17 protein-coding genes are annotated in these 18,140 nt (G+C 63.3%); 11 read left to right on the top strand and 6 right to left on the bottom strand.

Annotated elements, in window-relative coordinates:
* Positions 1 to 123 precede the first annotated feature (123 nt).
* Positions 124 to 1,482 (bottom strand): aromatic ring-hydroxylating dioxygenase subunit alpha, encoded by a 1,359-nt coding sequence (locus tag JQ574_RS04040; RefSeq protein ID WP_212208847.1) that lies wholly within the window; start codon positions 1,480 to 1,482, stop codon positions 124 to 126.
* 117 nt (positions 1,483 to 1,599) lie between these two features.
* On the opposite strand from JQ574_RS04040, the gene JQ574_RS04035 reads away from it, so the two are divergent.
* Both JQ574_RS04035 and JQ574_RS04030 read left to right on the top strand, forming a co-directional pair.
* Entirely contained in the window at positions 1,600 to 2,385 is a 786-nt protein-coding gene (locus JQ574_RS04035) for an IclR family transcriptional regulator C-terminal domain-containing protein (RefSeq protein ID WP_212208845.1), read from the top strand.
* A 183-nt stretch (positions 2,386 to 2,568) separates the two neighbouring features.
* Entirely contained in the window at positions 2,569 to 2,931 is a 363-nt protein-coding gene (locus JQ574_RS04030) for a hypothetical protein (protein WP_212208843.1), read from the top strand.
* A 7-nt stretch (positions 2,932 to 2,938) separates the two neighbouring features.
* Here JQ574_RS04030 and JQ574_RS04025 read toward each other — a convergent pair whose 3' ends face one another.
* From JQ574_RS04025 to JQ574_RS04015, 3 genes are all read right to left on the bottom strand, one after another.
* Entirely contained in the window at positions 2,939 to 3,157 is a 219-nt protein-coding gene (locus tag JQ574_RS04025; protein WP_212208841.1) for a hypothetical protein, read from the bottom strand.
* Positions 3,158 to 3,193: 36 nt separating this feature from the next.
* The gene (locus tag JQ574_RS04020; protein ID WP_212208839.1) at positions 3,194 to 3,553 is read right to left on the bottom strand and encodes a PilZ domain-containing protein; all 360 of its coding nucleotides are present in this window, start codon (positions 3,551 to 3,553) and stop codon (positions 3,194 to 3,196) included.
* Positions 3,554 to 3,693: 140 nt separating this feature from the next.
* Entirely contained in the window at positions 3,694 to 4,590 is an 897-nt protein-coding gene (locus JQ574_RS04015; RefSeq protein WP_212208837.1) for a helix-turn-helix transcriptional regulator, read from the bottom strand.
* A 135-nt stretch (positions 4,591 to 4,725) separates the two neighbouring features.
* Between JQ574_RS04015 and JQ574_RS04010 the strand changes: the two genes are divergently transcribed.
* From JQ574_RS04010 to boxB, 5 genes are all read left to right on the top strand, one after another.
* Entirely contained in the window at positions 4,726 to 6,273 is a 1,548-nt protein-coding gene (locus JQ574_RS04010; protein ID WP_249119076.1) for a benzoate-CoA ligase family protein, read from the top strand.
* 175 nt (positions 6,274 to 6,448) lie between these two features.
* Positions 6,449 to 7,261 carry an alpha/beta fold hydrolase gene (locus tag JQ574_RS04005; protein ID WP_212208835.1) on the top strand — a complete coding sequence of 271 codons (813 nt, stop codon included), beginning with the start codon at positions 6,449 to 6,451 and terminating at the stop codon, positions 7,259 to 7,261.
* Between the two features lie 51 nt (positions 7,262 to 7,312).
* A complete protein-coding gene (locus tag JQ574_RS04000; RefSeq protein WP_212208833.1) occupies positions 7,313 to 7,831 on the top strand; it encodes a DUF309 domain-containing protein in 519 nt (172 codons plus the stop codon).
* A 98-nt stretch (positions 7,832 to 7,929) separates the two neighbouring features.
* Entirely contained in the window at positions 7,930 to 9,618 is a 1,689-nt protein-coding gene (boxC, locus tag JQ574_RS03995; RefSeq protein ID WP_212383306.1) for a 2,3-epoxybenzoyl-CoA dihydrolase, read from the top strand.
* Positions 9,619 to 9,776: 158 nt separating this feature from the next.
* Positions 9,777 to 11,213, top strand: a complete 1,437-nt coding sequence (gene boxB, locus JQ574_RS03990; RefSeq protein ID WP_212208980.1) for a benzoyl-CoA 2,3-epoxidase subunit BoxB — start codon at positions 9,777 to 9,779, stop codon at positions 11,211 to 11,213.
* 258 nt (positions 11,214 to 11,471) lie between these two features.
* On the opposite strand, the gene JQ574_RS03985 is transcribed toward boxB, so the two are convergent.
* Together JQ574_RS03985 and JQ574_RS03980 are read right to left on the bottom strand one after the other, a co-directional pair.
* A complete protein-coding gene (locus tag JQ574_RS03985; protein ID WP_212208829.1) occupies positions 11,472 to 12,272 on the bottom strand; it encodes an SDR family oxidoreductase in 801 nt (266 codons plus the stop codon).
* A 222-nt stretch (positions 12,273 to 12,494) separates the two neighbouring features.
* Positions 12,495 to 13,553, bottom strand: coding sequence for a polysaccharide deacetylase family protein (locus JQ574_RS03980; protein WP_212383303.1), 1,059 nt, complete (start codon positions 13,551 to 13,553; stop codon positions 12,495 to 12,497).
* Positions 13,554 to 13,717: 164 nt separating this feature from the next.
* On the opposite strand from JQ574_RS03980, the gene JQ574_RS03975 reads away from it, so the two are divergent.
* The 4 genes from JQ574_RS03975 to JQ574_RS03960 all read left to right on the top strand — a co-directional run bounded on the left by JQ574_RS03975 (position 13,718) and on the right by JQ574_RS03960 (position 18,087).
* Positions 13,718 to 15,112, top strand: coding sequence for an OmpA family protein (locus JQ574_RS03975; RefSeq protein WP_212208825.1), 1,395 nt, complete (start codon positions 13,718 to 13,720; stop codon positions 15,110 to 15,112).
* Positions 15,113 to 15,114: 2 nt separating this feature from the next.
* Complete coding sequence (locus tag JQ574_RS03970; protein ID WP_212208823.1) at positions 15,115 to 15,411, top strand: hypothetical protein; 297 nt, start codon at positions 15,115 to 15,117, stop codon at positions 15,409 to 15,411.
* Between the two features lie 272 nt (positions 15,412 to 15,683).
* Positions 15,684 to 16,739, top strand: coding sequence for a lysylphosphatidylglycerol synthase domain-containing protein (locus JQ574_RS03965; protein ID WP_212208821.1), 1,056 nt, complete (start codon positions 15,684 to 15,686; stop codon positions 16,737 to 16,739).
* A 43-nt stretch (positions 16,740 to 16,782) separates the two neighbouring features.
* A complete protein-coding gene (locus JQ574_RS03960; RefSeq protein ID WP_212208819.1) occupies positions 16,783 to 18,087 on the top strand; it encodes an ATP-binding protein in 1,305 nt (434 codons plus the stop codon).
* The last annotated feature ends 53 nt before the right edge of the window (positions 18,088 to 18,140 follow it).

Here is an 18,140-nt window from a genome sequence, read left to right as displayed (position 1 = left end):
CTTTTCCGTCATCCCGGGGCGATGCGCAGCATCGAACTATGGAGCGCGCTTGCGCTCCTGAGAATCTCGAGATTCCGGGTCTGGTCCTTCGGACCATCCCGGAATGACGGTGCCGCAAATCCATCACTCAGCCGCCGTCAAATGCCGGATCTTGTCGGATATCTCCCCCGGCACCGGCGCCGCCCACGGCGCGCCGCGGCGGCGTTTGACGTCGACTTCCATCCAGTAGATTTCCCAGCCCCGCGTCGGCCCGATGCCGTCCATGGTGGCAGGGCCCTGGATGCTGCGCGCGCGGGACGCGTCGAGGAACATGAACGGTTTCTCGCCGCCGGAAACCTTTTCGATCTCCTGGCGCAGCAGGCGGCGATATTGCACGATCGCCTTGTCCGAGGTGCCGAGATGTTCGTTGGTGCGGTCCTGGATCGCGCCCATCGACTCCACCGCCCACTGGTCGTGCACGTTGATGTCGGCGCCCATGCCGGTATAGGTCTCGGTCGCCTGCTCGTGCGGATCGAACCCGTAATCGTTCGACTTGTTCTTGCGCGATTTGTAGTCGGGCAGTTCATAGAGTTCGAGGCGCTGGTCGCGCATTTTCTTCTTGTCGACCGGCGCCGTGTAGGAGGTGAAGATCGCGTACCAGTAGCAATTCTCGTCATCGACAGGCACATGCCACTGCGTGATCGTCATCTCCGTGCTCATCGGAATCACGAAGCCGTGCGGGAATAATTGATTGGTGACGCGCACATGGGTGCGCTCTTCGTCGATCTCGCGCAGCGCGATCAGCCGCAGGCCGTATTCGGTGTGCTCGACATTGATGATCGGATTGTCGTATTCGCGCAGGATTTTCGTCATCGGCATGTCTGAGCCGGCGGACGCGCCGCGGAACTGCTTGCCGTAACTGGCGGAAGTATCCTCGTCCTCGAAGAAGCGATGCAGGAACGAGGCGTGCGCCGGATCGATGCCGACTTCGAGCGCCTGCAGCCAGTTGCAGTTGATGTGGCCCTTGAACGCAAACGTATGGCTGTCGGGCGCGATGAAGCAGTCGATCTCAGGAAACGCCGGCGGCTCGCCTTCGCCGAGATAAGCCCAGAGGATGCCGCTCTTCTCGATCACGGGGTAGGAGCGCTGCTTGATGCCCTTGCACAGGTTCGAGCCCTTCGGCTCCGCCGGCGTCTCGATGCACTGGCCCGATGTGTCGAACAGCCAGCCATGGAACGCGCAGCGCAGGCCGCCATGTTCGAGACGGCCGAACGCGAGATCGGCGCCGCGATGCGCGCAATGGCGGTCGATCAGGCCAAAGCTTCCGTTCTCGTCGCGGAACAGCACGAGGTTCTCGCCGAGCAGCTTGACGGCTTTGACCGGCCGCGGGCCCTGCAGCTCGTCGACCAGTGCCGCCGGCTGCCAGTACATCCGCATCAGTTTCCCGCAGGGGTCTTTTGTCCCGGTGCGCGTGATCAGGTCGTTCGCTTCCTGGCTCATCATGGCGTTCAGCCCTTTCGTCGGAGGCAGTTTGTTCGCCTATTGAACGAATGGGCGAATTATGCCATGACTGCAGAGGACGGCAAGCACAATTTTGAACGCTTCCAATCGGAAGGGCCAATGCCAAAGCTGAAACGCGCCGAAGGCGACGAACGCGCCACCGATTTCGTCGAGAGTCTCGACCGCGGCATCCGCCTGCTCCAGGCGTTCGGCACGATCGGCGGCCCCGCGACCTTGAGCGATCTGGCGCGCGCCGCCGATCTGCCGCGCGCCACCGCCCGCCGCATCCTGTTCACGCTCGAGCACGGCGGCTTCGTCACCTCAGACGGCAAGCTGTTCACGCTGACGCCGCGCGTGCTGACGCTCGCCGCCTCCTATCTGCAATCGAGCCAGGTGGTCACGGTGCTGCAACCGGTGCTCGACCGGATCGCGCTGGCCGCGCAGGAAATAAGCTCGCTTGCGGTGCTCGACGGCGACGAGGTCGTTTTCATCGCGCGCGGCAGTCCGACGCGGGTGTTCTCCGCCGGCCTCGACATCGGCTATCGCCTGCCGGCGTTCTGCACCTCGGTCGGCCGCGCCATGCTCGGCCAGTTCGACGATAGCGATCTCACGGCGCGGCTCGCGGCGATGCGGCGCGAGCCGATGACGCCGCACACGGTGACCGATCCAAAACGATTGCTCGCTTGCGTGCGCGCCGATCGCGAACAGGGCTATTCGCTGGTCGATCGTGAGGCCGAGCCGCATTTCCGTTCGATCTCGGTCCCGGTGCGCCGCTACGACGACGTGATCGTCGGCGCCATCAACATGGGCGCGCATGTCGACCGCGTCTCGATGGCCGAGATGATCGAGCGATTCCTGCCACTGCTGCGGGAGGGCGCGGAATCGGTCAAGTCGATGTTGTTGTGAACGTAGCTGCGTAGGATGGGTTGAGCCCTTGCGAAACCCATCAGTTGTCGATCGAGATGATGATGGGTTTCGCGAAGAGCTCAACCCATCCTACGATCCCAGCGCCCAAATTTTCGCTCCCGTGTCATGAACGCAATTCCCTCCGGCATGCACGAAGTCGATGCAGATGCCGTGAGAAATGAAATGAGCAATCCCGACTTGGCTGTCCGTATCGTCGCCGTTCCCCCCGGCGAAGCCCCGCTATGGGTACGCCAGAAATGGGTCGGCCTCGATTTGCCGGTCATGCGCTATGCGGCGCATCGAAAGCTTCTCGCCTTTGGGGTTCTGTCGCGGCCGCATTCATGGCCGGCGCAATGGGCGGCCGTGTTTCGCGGGCAGGCAGAGCTGATCGCCGGCTATGCGGTGGAAGCGGTGCCTGCCGTCGGCATTCTCGCCAAAGATAGTCCCGAGGCCGCCGCATGGTGGCGCGAGAACACGCCACATCTGATCGCGCCGAAGCGCTACCTCGTGTTTCACGAAGAAGTCTGCCGGATTGCCGACATCTGACGGGATACTAAATCCGCTTGAGCGCGGCGGCGATCATTTCGAACTTGGCGACGATCTGCGGTGTCACCAGATAGCGAAGCGTGCCCGCAACCGACAGGCTGACGACGATCGCGACGATCGTGTACTGCGCCGTCAACACCGCCAGTATCGCGCGAAGCGGGCGCCGCCGGCTCCTCGGCATCTTCGCGGCGACGCGGATGGAAGCGTCGTCTTCAAGGGTACTCATGCGATTTCATCCTGACTGGCGGCTGAGTGGATCGCATCAGTGTTCGGATCGCAGCTGATCGAGGCGCGACCGCAGTTGCCGGTTCGCCCGTTCGCTGGCGCGCAGCTTGCGCGCCCAGTTCAGCTCAACGACGCCTTCCGTCTCGCTTGCGCCTGAAAACACCAGGCCTGCCGCGAAACGATCGCGCCAGACGAGGCGCGCCAGGCAGGAGATTCCCTTGCGCTCGATTTCGAAATCCACTTCGTCGGGCACGAGCACCGAATTTTCAAATTCGATCCTGGCCCCGAACTGGCTGAAGTTGCGCACGACGCAGGCGAGCGTCGAAGAGCGCGCGTTGAACGTGACCCTCCCACCGTAATAGACGCGGTTTCTCGGCAGTTTGCGGCGCTCTGACATGATCTGTATTCCCTGCGTTTAACGCTTTGGTAACACTATTAAAGGGTGTGTTTCCGCAAGGAACCGTTGCGGTGGTTAACCGCGGCCGTGGTTAATGGTGGCGTTCTTTCGCGAGCGGTGCGCGAAGACACCGCGCCCGCTCAGCCCCGCGCGAACATCCGCGCTTCATCGTGCAGCACTGGCGCCACCGCATCGACCAGCCGCGACGCGGCGTCGTTGACGTTCAGCCCCGCGGTATCCACCACGACCGACGCGCGGGCGTAGAGCGGCTCGCGGCTGACCAGGATGGTGCGCAGTTCGGCCATCGCGGAGCGATCGTCCGCCATCGGGCGCAGGTCGCCCTGGCCGCGCACGCGCGCCATGTGTTCTTCGGGCTTGGCCTTCAGCCAGATCGTGTAGAACGACGACAGGATCAGGTCGAACGTCAGTGGTTCGGAGACGATGCCGCCGCCGGTTGCCAGCACCATCAGCTCCTTGCGCGCCAGCAATTGCCCGAGGGCTGCCTGCTCCATGCGCCGAAAGCCTTCCTGGCCGTAGAGCGCGATGATCTCGGCGACGGACAATCCGTTCTGCGCCTCGATCTCCTTGTTGAGTTCGACAAAGCTCCAGCCGATTTTCTTCGCCAGCATCTTGCCGAGCGTTGATTTGCCGGCGCCGCGCAGGCCGATCAGCGCGATACCCGAGAACGACATCTTGCGATGCGCCGCAGTACTCCCGCCCGCGAGCACATCCTTGGCCTGCGCGATCTGCGCGGATGTCGCCTTGCGCACGAGGTCGCGAATGACAGCCCAGTCCGGCACAGGTTCGGTCGAGGGAATGAGATCTTCCAGATGTGCGCCCATCGCGTTCGACACCCGGCGCAGCAGCACGATCGAGACGTTGCCCTTGCCGCTTTCGAGTTGGGCGATATAGCGTTCGGAAATGCCGGAGACCTTCGCGAGTACCTTTCGCGACATGCCGCGCAACGCCCGCATGGTGCGCACGCGCTGGCCGAGCTGCTCAAGAAAGCCGGTTTCGGGATCGCTGGTTTCGGACATTTCCCTGAAGTAGCCCTTAGCTCGCCCTGGCTGCAAATCAGCGCGTTTCGGAAACATAATGCCGATGAGGATTGACAGCAAGCGCGCTCGGTGGTCTTTATATGAATTATAATTCTTAAATCTGGGAGAAGCGTCTTGAGCGGCACGTCCGGTTCCTACAATGCGGTGACCTGGCTGCTTGATCGCAATGTCGACGAGGGCCGCGGCGCCAAGCTCGCCTTTACCGATACGGTTTCCGAACTCACTTATGGCGATCTGCAGCGGCAAAGCCGCCGCGTCGCCAACATGCTGCGCCGGCTTGGCGTCCGCCGCGAAGAGCGCGTCGCGATGATCATGCTCGACACCGTCGATTTTCCCTCAGTGTTCCTGGGCGCGATCCGCGCCGGCATCGTGCCGGTGCCGCTCAACACGCTGCTGACGGCGGACCAATACGCCTATGTGCTGGCGGATTGCCGCGCGCGGGTGCTGTTCGTGTCCGAGGCGCTCTATCCCGTCGTCAAAGACATCGTCGGGCGGATGCCGGACCTCGAACATGTGATCGTGTCCGGCAAGGACGCGCATGGCCACAAGAAGCTTGCCGACGAACTCGCGCGCGAGAGCGACACCTTTGCGACCGCTGCGACACATCCAGATGAGCCCGCCTTCTGGCTCTATTCGTCGGGCTCCACCGGCATGCCCAAGGGCGTGCGCCACCTGCATTCCAATCTCGCCGCCACCGCGGAAACCTACGCCAAGCAGGTGCTCGGCATTCGCGAGGACGACGTCGGCCTGTCGGCGGCAAAGCTGTTTTTTGCCTACGGCCTCGGCAACGCGCTGACCTTTCCGATGTCGGTCGGCGCGTCAACGGTGCTGAATTCCGATCGCCCGACGCCGGCGGCGATGTTCGCGCTGATGAACAAATACAACCCCAGCATCTTCTTCGGCGTGCCGACATTGTTCGCGGCCATGCTCAATGACGAGACGCTGAAGGACACGTCCGCCGGCCAGCGGCTTCGCGTCTGCACCTCGGCGGGCGAAGCGCTGCCGGAATCGGTCGGCAATGCCTGGAAGGCGCGGTTTGGCGTCGACATTCTCGACGGCGTCGGCTCCACCGAACTGTTGCACATCTTTCTTTCCAACGCGCCCGGCGACATCAAATACGGCTCGTCCGGTCGCCCCGTGCCGGGCTACCGCGTGCGGCTCGTCAATGAAGCAGGCGCCGACGTGCCCGATGGCGAGGTCGGCGAATTGCTGGTCGATGCGCCGTCGGCCGGCGAGGGCTACTGGAACCAGCGCAGCAAGAGCCGGCAAACGTTTGAAGGCCACTGGACCCGCACCGGCGACAAATACATCCGCGACGCCGACGGCCGCTATACGTTCTGCGGCCGCAGTGACGATATGTTCAAGGTGTCCGGCATCTGGGTGTCGCCGTTCGAAGTCGAGAGCGCGCTGATCACCCATCCCGCGGTGCTGGAAGCCGCCGTGGTGCCGGAGGCCGATTCGGAAGGTCTGCTGAAGCCCAAAGCCTTCGTGGTGCTGCGCGCCGAAACCAAAACCGACGGCCTGCATGATGCGCTGAAGGAGCACGTCAAGCAGAAGATCGGGCCGTGGAAATATCCGCGCTGGATCGATGTGGTCGACAGTTTGCCGAAGACGGCGACGGGAAAAATCCAGCGGTTCAAGTTGCGGGATGGAGCGCCATAACAAGCGTCGTCCCGGCCTAGTGCGCAATTGCGCACGGGCGCCGGGACCCATACGCAGCGGCAGTTGTTGTTGAGCAGAATGGTCGACGGCTTCTTTCAACAACAGATGACCGGTGCTATGGGTCCCGGCGTTCGCCGGGACGACAAGCATCTCGATCACTTCGAAGAGTAACAACATGACACTCCCTCCCACCGGCTTCCTCACCATCGGCGCCGCCAATCTTGAATACCGCATGATCGGTCCGTCGCCTCAGGACGCGCCGACCATCGTGATGCTGCATGAAGGCCTCGGCTCGGCCGGCCTGTGGGGCGATTTTCCGGACAAACTTCAGGCCGCCACCGGCGCCGGTGTCTTTGTTTACTCGCGCGCGGGCTATGGCGCGTCGACGCCGGTGAAACTGCCGCGTGCCGTCGACTACATGCACAGCGAAGCGCTCGACGTGTTGCCAAAGCTGCTCGATCAAATCGGCTTTCGCCGCGGGCTGCTCGTCGGCCATTCCGATGGCGCCTCGATCGCGGCGATCTATACGGGTGCGCATCAGGATCACCGCGTTGAAGGCGTCGTGATGATCGCGCCGCATTTCATCGTTGAGGACATCTCGGTGAGCTCGATTGCCAACATCAAGGCCGCCTATGAGACCTCCGACCTGAAGGCAAAGCTGGCGCGCTGGCACAAGGATGTCGACAACGCCTTCTATGGCTGGAACAGCGCCTGGCTCGATCCGGCCTTCCGCAATTGGGACATTTCCGAATACCTCGCCTATATCCGCGTGCCGGTCGCGATCCTGCAGGGTCGGGATGACGAGTATGGGACAATGCGCCAGATCGAGATCGCCCAGGAAGAGTGCTATTGTCCCGTCGATGTGACCGTGATCCCGGGGGCGGGACACCAGCCGCATCGGGAGGCGCCGGGGGCGACGCTGGATGCGGTCCAGGAATTCGCAAACGCGGTGTTGCGTGTTGACGGCTCGCAGGGACGGGCCGCGTAAACTATTTTTCCGTGCACTGTTAGGGATTGTCGGTCGTCGGGTCATGCCCCGATGACCACGCTGCCTCTGGCCACGGGCAACCTTCCGCTGCCGCGATGGGCCTATGTGCCGGGCGAGGCTGATGAAGCCGACGCCGATTACGAAACGCTGGCGCAGGTCACCGCGCTGGTGCCGTCGCGGTTCGGTGGCCACGTGCCGGCGCGGCATCCGGCGCTGCGCTACGCGCTGCGGCTCAACGACCACGGTTATTTCTGGGAGTCGCAGGAGATCCTTGAGGCGGTGTGGGCGGCCGCACCGCAAGGCGGCCGCGAGCGAATCCTGCTGCGCGCCTGCATCCAGATCGCGACCGCGAATTTGCGGCTGCGCATGCAAAAGCCGCACGCCGCAGCAAGGTTGCTCGGCGAGGCGCTCGCCGAACTCAAGGCGCTGGGCCTGCGCAACGCCGGCGGCGACGGGTTCGCCGACGGTTTTCCGGTTCTGGCCCTGGCCGAACTCGTGAAGGTCAAACTAGGGCGGCCCCAGCTTGCCAAGGCCGATTGGGTGGCCTTTGGCTCTGTCAGCCGAACATGAAACAAAATGCATGTTTCGAAGTTTTGGACTAGACTGGACCAAAAACATGCATTATTGTGCATATCAGGCAAGGCAAACAAAAGCGTCAGGGTGGCCCAATGGCTGGCGAAGATCGCGTCCTCGCAGGCGGTGCAAAATACATCGATTTCCAGACTGATCCGTCGCGCTACCGGCATTGGAAGCTCGATGTCGATGGTGCCGTCGCGACGCTGACCATGGACGTCGACGAGAATGCCGGCCTGTTCGAAGGCTATCAGTTAAAACTCAATTCCTACGACCTCGGCGTCGATATCGAGCTCGCCGATGCCGTGCAAAGGCTGCGCTTCGAGCACCCGGAAGTAAAAGTCGTGGTGATGCGCTCGGGCAAGAACCGCGTGTTCTGCGCCGGCGCCAATATCCGCATGCTGGCGGGCGCCACCCACGCCCACAAAGTCAATTTCTGCAAATTCACCAACGAGACCCGCAACGGTCTGGAAGACTCTTCCGAGAATTCCGGGCAGCGCTTCATCAGCGTCGTCAACGGCACCGCGGCCGGCGGCGGCTATGAACTGGCGCTGGCGACCGATCACATCATGCTCGCCGACGACGGCTCGGCCGCGGTGTCGCTGCCGGAAGTGCCGCTGCTCGCCGTGCTGCCGGGCACCGGCGGCCTGACCCGCGTGGTCGACAAGCGCAAGGTGCGCCGCGATCACGCCGATTATTTCTGCACCATCGAGGAAGGCATCAAGGGCAAGCGCGCCGTGCAATGGCGCCTGGTCGACGAGATCGTGCCGAACAGCAAGCTGGAGGCCAAGGTCGCCGACCGCGCCAAGGAATTCGCCGCCGCCTCCAGGCGCAACGGCAACGGCAAGGGTCTCGCGCTGACGCCGCTCCAGCGCACCATCAACGAGGCCGGCATCCGCTACGGCTTTGTCAGCGTCGATATCGACCGCGCCCAGCGCATCGCCACCATCTCGATCAAGGCGCCGGAAGAAGCCCCGCCCGCCGATATCGACGGCCTGATCGCGCAAGGCGCGTCGTTCTGGCCACTGCAGGTCGCGCGCGAGCTCGATGATGCGATCCTGCATCTGCGCATCAACGAGCTCGAGACCGCGATGCTGCTGTTCAAGTCGCATGGCGACCGCGCAGGCGTCGTCGCCTGCGACGCGTTCCTCGAGGCCAACAAGGCGCATTGGCTGGTCAACGAGATCAGGCAGTACTGGAAGCGGGTGCTCAAGCGCATCGACGTCACCTCGCGCACGCTGGTGACGCTGGTCGAGCCCGGCTCCTGCTTCGTCGGCACGCTTGCCGAACTCGTGTTCGTGGCCGACCGCTCCTACATGCTGATCGGCCAGAAGCAGGGTGACAACCGCGCCCCGCCGACCATCGAACTGACAGCGATGAATTTCGGGCCGTATCCGATGAGCCATGGCCTGACGCGGCTGCAGTCGCGCTTCCAGGCCGATCCGTCCGATCTCGAGCGCGCCGAGGCGACTATCGGCACCACGCTCGACGCCGAGGCGGCCGAAGAACTCGGCCTCGTCACCTTCGCGCTCGACGATATCGACTGGGACGACGAGGTGCGGGTGTTCCTGGAGGAGCGCACCTCCTTTTCGCCCGACGGCCTCACCGGCATGGAAGCCAATTTGCGCTTCGTCGGACCCGAGACCATGGAATCGAAGATCTTCTCGCGCCTCACCGCGTGGCAGAACTGGATCTTCCAGCGCCCCAACGCCGTCGGCGAAGACGGCGCCCTGCGCCGCTACGGCACCGGCCAGAAGGCGCAGTTCGATATGACGCGGGTTTAGATTTCGTGTCCCGGGCGCTGCGCGGCACGCTTGTGACGCGCTGCAGAACCGGGACCCACACGGACCGTTACTGAAATGGTCCCGGCTCTGCGGCGCACCGCTTCGCGTCGCACCGCGTCCGGGACACGAGAGCGAGCAAGGAGCACGCCATGAACTTCATGAACGTCGACTACTCAACCAAGATTCCCAACAACGTGAATCTCAGTGAAGATCGCCAGGTGCTCAAGGCGCTCGAGGGCTGGCATCCCGGCTACATGGATTGGTGGGGCGACATGGGGCCGGAAGGCTTCCAGCAGTCGCTGGTGTACCTGCGCACCGCCTATTCGGTCGACCCGCGCGGCTGGGCCAAGTTCGATTACGTCAAGATGCCGGAATATCGCTGGGGCATTCTCCTTGCTCCCCAGGAGGAAAATCGCGTCATTCCGTTCGGCGAGAATTTTGGCAAGCCGGCCTGGCAGGAAGTCCCGGGCGAACACCGCGCCACGCTGCGCCGCCTGATCGTGATCCAGGGCGATACCGAGCCGGCCTCGGTCGAACAGCAGCGCCATCTCGGCAAGACCGCGCCCTCGCTGTACGACCTGCGCAACCTGTTCCAGGTCAATGTCGAGGAAGGCCGCCATCTCTGGGCGATGGTCTATCTGTTGCAGAAGTATTTCGGCCGCGACGGCCGCGAAGAGGCCGATGATTTGTTGCGCCGCCGCTCCGGCGACGCGGATTCGCCACGCATGCTCGGCGCCTTCAACGAGGCGACGCCCGACTGGCTGTCGTTCTTCATGTTCACCTACTTCACCGACCGCGACGGCAAGATGCAGCTGCATTCGCTGGCGCAGTCCGGCTTCGATCCCTTGTCGCGCACCTGCCGCTTCATGCTGACCGAAGAGGCGCATCACATGTTCGTCGGCGAGACCGGCATCAGCCGCGTCGTGCAGCGCACCTGCGAGGCGATGAAGGCGGCCGGCATCACCGATCCGACCGATATCGCAAAAGTCCGTGCGCTCGGCGTGATCGATCTGCCGACCATCCAGAAGAAGCTCCATCTGCATTATTCGCTGTCGCTGGATCTGTTCGGCTCGGAAGTCTCGACCAACGCGGCGAATGCCTTCAATGCCGGCATCAAGGGCCGCTACAAGGAAACCCAGATCGACGACGACCATCAGCTGAAGAACGCGACCTACCCGGTGCTGAAGCTGGTCGATGGCGTGATCAAGCGCGTCGACGAGCCGGCGCTAACCGCGCTCAACATGCGCCTGCGCGACGACTACACGCAGGATTGCGCCAAGGGCATGCTGCGCTGGAACAAGATCATCTCGCTCGCCGGCTACCAGTACAAGCTGACGCTGCCCGACGTCGCCTTCCACCGCCATATCGGCGAGTTCAAGGACATCAACGCGACCCCGGAGGGCGTGCTGATCGACGCCGCCACCTGGAACGCGCGCAAGAACGATTGGCTGCCGTCATCGGACGATGGCGACTTCATCGCTTCGCTGATGACCCCGGTCACCGAAGCCGGCACCTACGCCTCCTGGATCTCGCCGCCCAAGGTCGGCATCGACAACAAGCCCGGCGATTTCGAGTACGTGAAAATCGAGACGTGAGTTGTTAGGGAGCCCCGCTCGACGGGCTCCCTCCCCCCTTGCGGGGGAGGGTTGGGGAGAGGGGTAGCCCCACAAAAGGTGTTTGAAAGAAGAGACCCCTCTGCGAACATCGGTTCATCACGTCGACACGCAAGCCGAGAGAGCACGTCGTGTGGCACCCCTCTCCCTGACCCTCCCCCGCAAGGGGGGAGGGAACGGAGAAATTCTCGGCTGCCTCACTTGATCCCCGCTGTCACCTGCCGCGATGGATCGCGCCCTCTACCCCGCAATCTCCAGTCCCGCATTCGCGTACACCACGCCGCCATCAACCGCGATGGTGTTGCCGATCACATAATCGCCGGCGCGCGAGGCGAGATAGATCGCAATCCCGGCCATATCCTCGTCGGTGCCGATGCGTTTGGCCGGAATGCGTTTTGCGACTTCATCCGAATGGTCGCGTGCGGCCTTGTTCATGTCCGACTTGAAGGCGCCCGGCGCGATCGCGGTGACGTTGATGTTGTCCTTGACCAGTTTGGTCGCCATGCGCCGTGTCAGATGGATCACCGCGGCCTTGCTCGCGGCATAGGAATAGGTCTCCGTCGGGTTGACGAAGATGCCGTCGACCGAGGCAATGTTGATGACCTTGGCCGGCCGCTCGTGCGATGCGGCCGCGCGCAGCGGTTTCGCCAGCGCCTTGGTCAGGAAGAACAGTGACTTGACGTTGAGGTCCATGACCTTGTCCCAGCCGCTCTCCGGAAATTCGTCGAACTCCGCGCCCCAGGCGGCGCCGGCATTGTTGACGAGGATATCGAGCTTCGGCTCGAGCTTGATCATCTCGGCGGCGAGCCTGTCGCAACCTTCGACGGTCGAAATATCGATCGGCAGCGCGATGCACTCGCCGTCATAGGCCGCCGTGAGTTCTTTCGCGGTCGCCTCGCAGGGGCCGGCCTTGCGCGCGGTGATGTAGACCTTCGCCGCTCCCTGCGCGAGAAACCCGGCCGCGATCATCTTGCCAATCCCGCGCGATCCACCCGTCACCAGCGCGACGCGGCCCTTGAGCGAAAACAGATCCTTGAACATGAGTTCCTCCATTGCTCTTGCCGGCGGTTTTGAGCGCGAGAGGAGACCGAGTCAACTCTCCCCCTCTCCCCTTGTGGGAGAGGGTGGCTTCGCGAAGCGAAGACGGGTGAGGGGTTCTCTCTACACGGTGAGATTTCGAGGAGGATGGAGACCCCTCATCCGGCGCTTCGCGCCACCTTCTCCCACAAGGGGAGAAGGGAAGTGAGGCGTCAATGACGACAACTACGCCGCGTCGATGCGCCGAAAACCGTTCCACATCGCGGTGGCGGCGCCGGAGGTCAGCACGGGGATGATGCGCTCGTCCTGGTAATTGCCGTTGAGCGAGACCCGCTGCAGCGCGGTCAAATGACCGGCGCTTTCCGGGAAGATCATGCCCGGCCGGGTCGTCACCGCGGTCTTGAAGCCGGCCGCCTTGGCGAGTGTGAACTCCCGCTCCCCGGCGGCGATCTTGTCGCCATAGGGATAGGCAAGATGCAGCACCGGGCGTTGCAGCGCCGCCTCGATCCGCATCCGGCTGGTGGCGATTTCGAAACTGGCGGTCGCCTCGGTCTGCTTCGCCAGGTTGCAATGCGTGACTGTATGCGCGCCGATGGTCACGAGCGGTTCGTCCGCAAACGCCTTCAACTCGTCCCAGGACATGCAGAGGTCGCGGGCGATCTTCGTCTCGTCCACATCATAGCGCGTGCAGAGCGCGGAGATTTCGCGTTGCACGTCGAGCTCGCCCGGCAGGCTGCGCAGCCACTCGTGCAGCCGGTCGAAGGCGACCTGCTTGGCCGCCGGCGTCGAGGCATCGAGACGGGTAACCACGCCGCCGATCGGCACCTCGATCGAGGAAGCCTTGGCGAGCGCCAGCTCCATTGCAACCCACCACAACCGGCCGGTGCCTTCGGCGAAATCGCTGGTGACGTAGACCGTCATGGGTGCGTCGAATTCACGCATCACGGGCAACGCGAAATCGCGGTTGTCGCGATAACCGTCGTCAAAGGTGAAGCAGGCGAAGCGCCGCGCGAAATTGCCCTGGGAGAGCCGCGCATGCGCCTCGTCCATGGTGACCAGGTCGACGTTGAGGGACCGCAGATGCGCGAGCACCGCGCGCAGGAATTCGGGTTCGACCTCGAGATGATAATTAGGCTGGAATTCCACGTCGCGGCGCGGGCGCACATGGTGCAGCATGAAAATTGCGCCGACACCTGCGAAGATTGGTCGCAGCAAATAATGCGCGCCCGAGAAGTAAAGCGCCTCCAGTCCGGCGCGGATAACGGTGTTGCGGAGCATTTTCATCAGGACTTGCCGCCTGTTTCATTATGTTTCTAACTTAGCGGCAGACCGTTGAAGAAACGGTTAGCTGGGCAAATATCCGCACCCCGACGCTTCTGCGTTATTTCGGGTTTGACAGCCCCGCAAGGGTTTGTTTTCTCTCTGTTTCCGGACCCTTAGGAACTCGAATGCACGGACTTTTCAGGTGGAGTGGCAAATGGTGGCCGGGTGTGATTCCGCTCGTCATCCTTTGGGGTTTCGCCGCCTGGACAAGCACCGTGCCGCTGGAAGCCGACCTGGCGCAGCGTTCTACCACAGCGCTGAAGGATACCGTCCTCGACAAAAGGCGAATAGTGGTTGCGGGCCGCGACGTGACGTTTGCAGCCGAAGCCTTCTCGGAAGAGGGCCGGATGAGCGCGGTTGCGTCGGTGGAAGCGGTGCCGGGCGTGCGGCTGGTCAACGACGAAACCCGCCTCGTTCCCGAAGCCAAGCCGTTCGTGTGGTCGGCTGAACGCGACGTCGTCCGGGTGACGCTGGGCGGCAGTTCGCCGCTGCCTTCGAGCAAAAGCAAGCTGATGGAAGCCGCGCGCGCGATGCTTGGTGGCGTCGAAGTCTCCGACCGCATGAACCTGGCGCGCGGCGCGCCGCAGCGCTTCGACAATGTCGCGCTGCTGTTGCTCGACCAGATTGCAAAACTGAAGGAAGGAAAGATCACGCTGTCGGACAACAAGGTCACGCTGTCAGGGATGGCGCGTGAACTTGGCGGCCGCGAAGCCATCGCTGCCGCGTTGAAAAATCTCCCCGAGGGCTATTCGGTCGCGGCCAACGAGGTCAAGGCGCCGCCCTACATCTTCCAGGCCTACAAGGATCCGGTCGCGGTGACGCTGACGCTGACCGGCTATGTGCCCGACAACAACGCCCATGCGGCGCTGGTGGCGGCGGCGGGCCGCAAATTCTTCAGCGAGAAAGTCGTAGACAACCTGAAGGCGAGTATCGGTGCGCCCTCAGGATTTGCCGCCGCCGTGGTGCCGGCGCTCGGCGCGCTGTCGCGTTTGTCGACCGGGACGCTCGTGGTCAGCGACCGCGAGGTGAAACTGTCGGGCGATGCGCTTTACGAGACGGCCGCGACCCAGATCCGAGCCGGCCTTGGCAAGGAGTTTCCGCAGGGCTGGCAATTCAAGCCTGAAATCTCGGTCAAACCGACCGCGGCGCCGGTCGACCCAACGGTCTGCCAGCAGCTATTTACCGATCTGCTCGGCAAGGCCAGGATCCGGTTCGAATCCGGGAAGGCCGACATCGTGGCTGACTCCGCCGGGCTGCTCGACCGCCTGATCGAGACCGCAATGCGCTGCCCGAACGCCAATATCGAGGTCGTCGGACATACCGATTCCGACGGCGAGGAACCCACCAATCAGGCGCTCTCGGAGAAGCGCGCCCAGGCGGTCACCGATTATCTGGTCAGGGCCGGACTGCCGGCGAACCGTTTCACGTCGGTCGGCTATGGCAGCACACAGCCGATCGCCGGCAATGATACCGACCAGGGCAAGGCGCAGAACCGCCGCATCGATTTCGTGGTGAGGTAAGGATGGCCTATCTGACGACGTTTTTCTGGGGCTGGCTGCTGGGATCGTTGCTGCTTGGCCTGGCGATGGGCTGGATTTCCATCGTTCAGCACGGCGAGGGCGTATCGAAAACCTGGAAGCGGTGGCTGGCGGCGTTGGCAGTCGTGCTGGTCGCGGCCGCGCTTTCGCGCGTGGTCCCGGGCCGGTTTGGCTATTGGCTCGACCTCGGACTGATCATGTTTGCGCTCTATCTTTGCGGCTGTGCGGTGGGGTCGTGGCTGCGGGACTGGGTGGTCTCGCGCAGCGCCCCCGCGGCTTGAAACGCCCCGGCATGACCCGTTCCAGCCCAAGGGATTGGTTAAGGGATTGCCCAAGGGACCCGGCAGGAGCCCGGTTTGGGCGCGCAGAATCCAGCAAAACTGTGCACCCACTGTCATCAAATCCGCCTAATAGATTGAAGAACCGCGTTTTATTGTCGTTAGACGAATTCCACTCCGGCCCAAAACGCGCTACTGGAGTGCCCAGGGAGCAGCGGAGCGTCGGCGGAATTCGCACCGTTGCCGTCGTCGCGGGATCGCAATTCGAGGTCTAGATGCTGGAAGCAATACGCAGGGCGATTTCGTTTCTGCGCCAGAAGCAGGTCCTGCATAAGCTCGGGGTTGTGATCAGTATCGCGGTCATCGGAACCGCGTGCTACGTGCTCTATCACATGCTGCGTGGCATCGACTCCAACGAGGTGATCGAGGCCATCAAGAGCACGGAACCGCGCCAGATCGTGCTGGCGGCGCTGTTCGTGGCGGCGGGTTACTTCACGCTGACCTTCTACGATCTGTTTGCGGTGCGGGCGATCGGCCACACCCACGTCCCCTACCGCATCACCGCGCTTGCCGCCTTCACCTCCTATTCGATCGGCCACAATGTCGGCGCCAGCGTCTTCACCGGCGGCGCGGTGCGCTACCGGATCTATTCGGCCTGGGGGCTGAACGCGATCGACGTCGCCAAGATCTGCTTTTTGGCCGGGCTCACCTTCTGGCTCGGCAATGCCGCAGTGCTGGGCCTCGGCATCGCCTATCACCCGGAAGCCGCGGCCTCGATCGATCAGTTGCCGGCCTGGCTCAACCGAGCCCTGGCGTTTGCGATTATCGCCGGCCTCGTCGGCTATGTGGTCTGGGTCTGGAGCCAGCCCCGTAGCGTCGGCCGCGGGCCGTGGACCGTGACGCTGCCGGGCGGGCCGCTGACACTGCTGCAGATCGGCATCGGCATCATCGACCTCGGGTTCTGCGCGCTGGCGATGTATGTGCTGACCCCCGATGAACCCAACCTTGGCTTCGTCGTCGTCGCGGTCATCTTCGTCTCGGCGACGCTGCTCGGCTTTGCCAGCCACTCGCCCGGTGGTCTCGGTGTGTTCGACGCGGCCATGCTGGTCGGGCTCTGGCAGATGGACCGGGAGGACCTCCTGGCCGGGATGCTGCTGTTCCGGGTCCTCTATTATATTGCGCCTTTTGTCATATCTGTAATCTTGCTGACGCTTCGGGAGGTTATCCTGGGGGCGCGGTCGAAGCGCTTGCGCCAGTTGGCGCCTGGCCCCGACGCCGAACCGAGACGTGAGGCCGTCTATGTGCGCGAGCGTGGAGACACCGGCGCCTGAAAGCGCGTAAAAGACGCAAAAGACAGAGGGAACAAAGCCAACAATGGCGATAGACGATTCCTCCTCTTCCTCCTCCTATTTTGCCCCATGGTCCGACCGGTTACGGCATTCGGCCATTATCCTGCTGGTCGCGGGCCTTGCTCTGTCGGTCTTCGTCGCCACCGGCGAACTCGGGGTGGCGCGCGCAATTGCCGCCTTTATCTGCATTGCCGCCGCAGCGCTGGTGCCATGGCGGCTGCATGATGCGGTCACCTCGCGCGAGGACGTTCGCGGCGTCAATCCGGTCGAAGCCGCCGCGGTCAGCGCCGTCGTGGCCGGCATGCCGGATCCCGCCGTGCTGCTCGACCGCGCCGGCCGCGTCCTCCATCTCAATGCGGCGGCAGCCCAGCTGGCGCCTGCGTTGCGCAAGAACGAGCTTGCCCAGTTCGCGCTTCGCTCGCCCGAAATCATCACCGCCCTGCGCGAGGCGATCGCGACCACCGAACCGCGCCGCGCGACCTATCTCGACCATGTGCCGGTCGACCGCTGGATGGAGCTGATCATCACGCCGGTGCCGGTGCCGACGCTGTTCGGCGGCACCGACAAGTGCATGCTGATGACGTTTCACGACCAGACGCCGCTGCGCCGGGTCGAGGAGATGCGCGCCGATTTCGTCGCCAATGCCAGCCACGAACTGCGCACGCCGCTCGCCGCCCTGTCCGGCTTCATCGATACGCTGCAGGGACCGGCCAAGGATGACGTCAAGGCGCGCGAGCGCTTTCTCGGCATCATGCACGCGCAGGCGACGCGCATGGCGCGGCTGATCGACGATCTGTTGTCGCTGTCGCGGGTCGAATTGTCGGCGCATGTTCGGCCCGATACCTCGGTCGACATCGTGCCGATCATCCGCCAGGTCGCCGACGGGCTGGAGCCGCTGGCGCATGAGCGCCAGGTCAGAATCGAGATCGATCTGCCCGAGCTGCCGGTGACGATCGCGGGCGATCGCGAGGAGCTGCTGCGGCTGTTCGAAAATCTGATCGAGAACGCGCTCAAATATGGCGCCTCCGGCGGCAAGGTCATCGTCTCGCTGGTGCGGGCGAGTTCCGCCGATGGCACACCGGAAGTCCGTGTCCTGGTGCGCGATTTCGGGCCCGGAATTGCCCCGGAACATCTGCCGCGGCTCACCGAGCGGTTCTACCGGGTCGATGTCGGCGACAGCCGGGCGCAAGGTGGAACCGGGCTCGGTTTATCCTTGGTGAAACATATTGTTAACCGCCATCGCGGCCGGCTTTTGATTGAAAGCGTGCCCAAAAACGGGGCCACTTTTACCGCCTGCTTCCCCCAGGCCAAACCCCCGGTTGGGACCTAAACTCTAGCGATTTCAATCGCTTGAGAGTGTCATCCAACTGTCATCGAACCTTC

Origin of the sequence: Bradyrhizobium sp. AUGA SZCCT0158, from assembly GCF_018130065.1 — a bacterium.
Classification (GTDB): Bacteria; Pseudomonadota; Alphaproteobacteria; order Rhizobiales; family Xanthobacteraceae; genus Bradyrhizobium.
Note: the sequence above shows the minus strand (reverse complement) of the source record. Positions and strands in the feature narration are given on the sequence as shown.

Excerpts from the sequence above, each read along its gene's own strand:
- JQ574_RS04040 (WP_212208847.1), bottom strand. The coding sequence starts at position 1,482 with ATGATGAGCCAGGAAGCGAACGACCTGATCACGCGCACCGGGACAAAA.
- JQ574_RS04035 (WP_212208845.1), top strand. The coding sequence starts at position 1,600 with ATGCCAAAGCTGAAACGCGCCGAAGGCGACGAACGCGCCACCGATTTC.
- JQ574_RS04030 (WP_212208843.1), top strand. The coding sequence starts at position 2,569 with ATGAGCAATCCCGACTTGGCTGTCCGTATCGTCGCCGTTCCCCCCGGC.
- JQ574_RS04025 (WP_212208841.1), bottom strand. The coding sequence starts at position 3,157 with ATGAGTACCCTTGAAGACGACGCTTCCATCCGCGTCGCCGCGAAGATG.
- JQ574_RS04020 (WP_212208839.1), bottom strand. The coding sequence starts at position 3,553 with ATGTCAGAGCGCCGCAAACTGCCGAGAAACCGCGTCTATTACGGTGGG.
- JQ574_RS04015 (WP_212208837.1), bottom strand. The coding sequence starts at position 4,590 with ATGTCCGAAACCAGCGATCCCGAAACCGGCTTTCTTGAGCAGCTCGGC.
- JQ574_RS04005 (WP_212208835.1), top strand. The coding sequence starts at position 6,449 with ATGACACTCCCTCCCACCGGCTTCCTCACCATCGGCGCCGCCAATCTT.
- JQ574_RS04000 (WP_212208833.1), top strand. The coding sequence starts at position 7,313 with ATGACCACGCTGCCTCTGGCCACGGGCAACCTTCCGCTGCCGCGATGG.
- boxC (WP_212383306.1), top strand. The coding sequence starts at position 7,930 with ATGGCTGGCGAAGATCGCGTCCTCGCAGGCGGTGCAAAATACATCGAT.
- boxB (WP_212208980.1), top strand. The coding sequence starts at position 9,777 with ATGAACGTCGACTACTCAACCAAGATTCCCAACAACGTGAATCTCAGT.
- JQ574_RS03985 (WP_212208829.1), bottom strand. The coding sequence starts at position 12,272 with ATGTTCAAGGATCTGTTTTCGCTCAAGGGCCGCGTCGCGCTGGTGACG.
- JQ574_RS03980 (WP_212383303.1), bottom strand. The coding sequence starts at position 13,553 with ATGAAAATGCTCCGCAACACCGTTATCCGCGCCGGACTGGAGGCGCTT.
- JQ574_RS03975 (WP_212208825.1), top strand. The coding sequence starts at position 13,718 with ATGCACGGACTTTTCAGGTGGAGTGGCAAATGGTGGCCGGGTGTGATT.
- JQ574_RS03970 (WP_212208823.1), top strand. The coding sequence starts at position 15,115 with ATGGCCTATCTGACGACGTTTTTCTGGGGCTGGCTGCTGGGATCGTTG.
- JQ574_RS03965 (WP_212208821.1), top strand. The coding sequence starts at position 15,684 with ATGCTGGAAGCAATACGCAGGGCGATTTCGTTTCTGCGCCAGAAGCAG.
- JQ574_RS03960 (WP_212208819.1), top strand. The coding sequence starts at position 16,783 with ATGGCGATAGACGATTCCTCCTCTTCCTCCTCCTATTTTGCCCCATGG.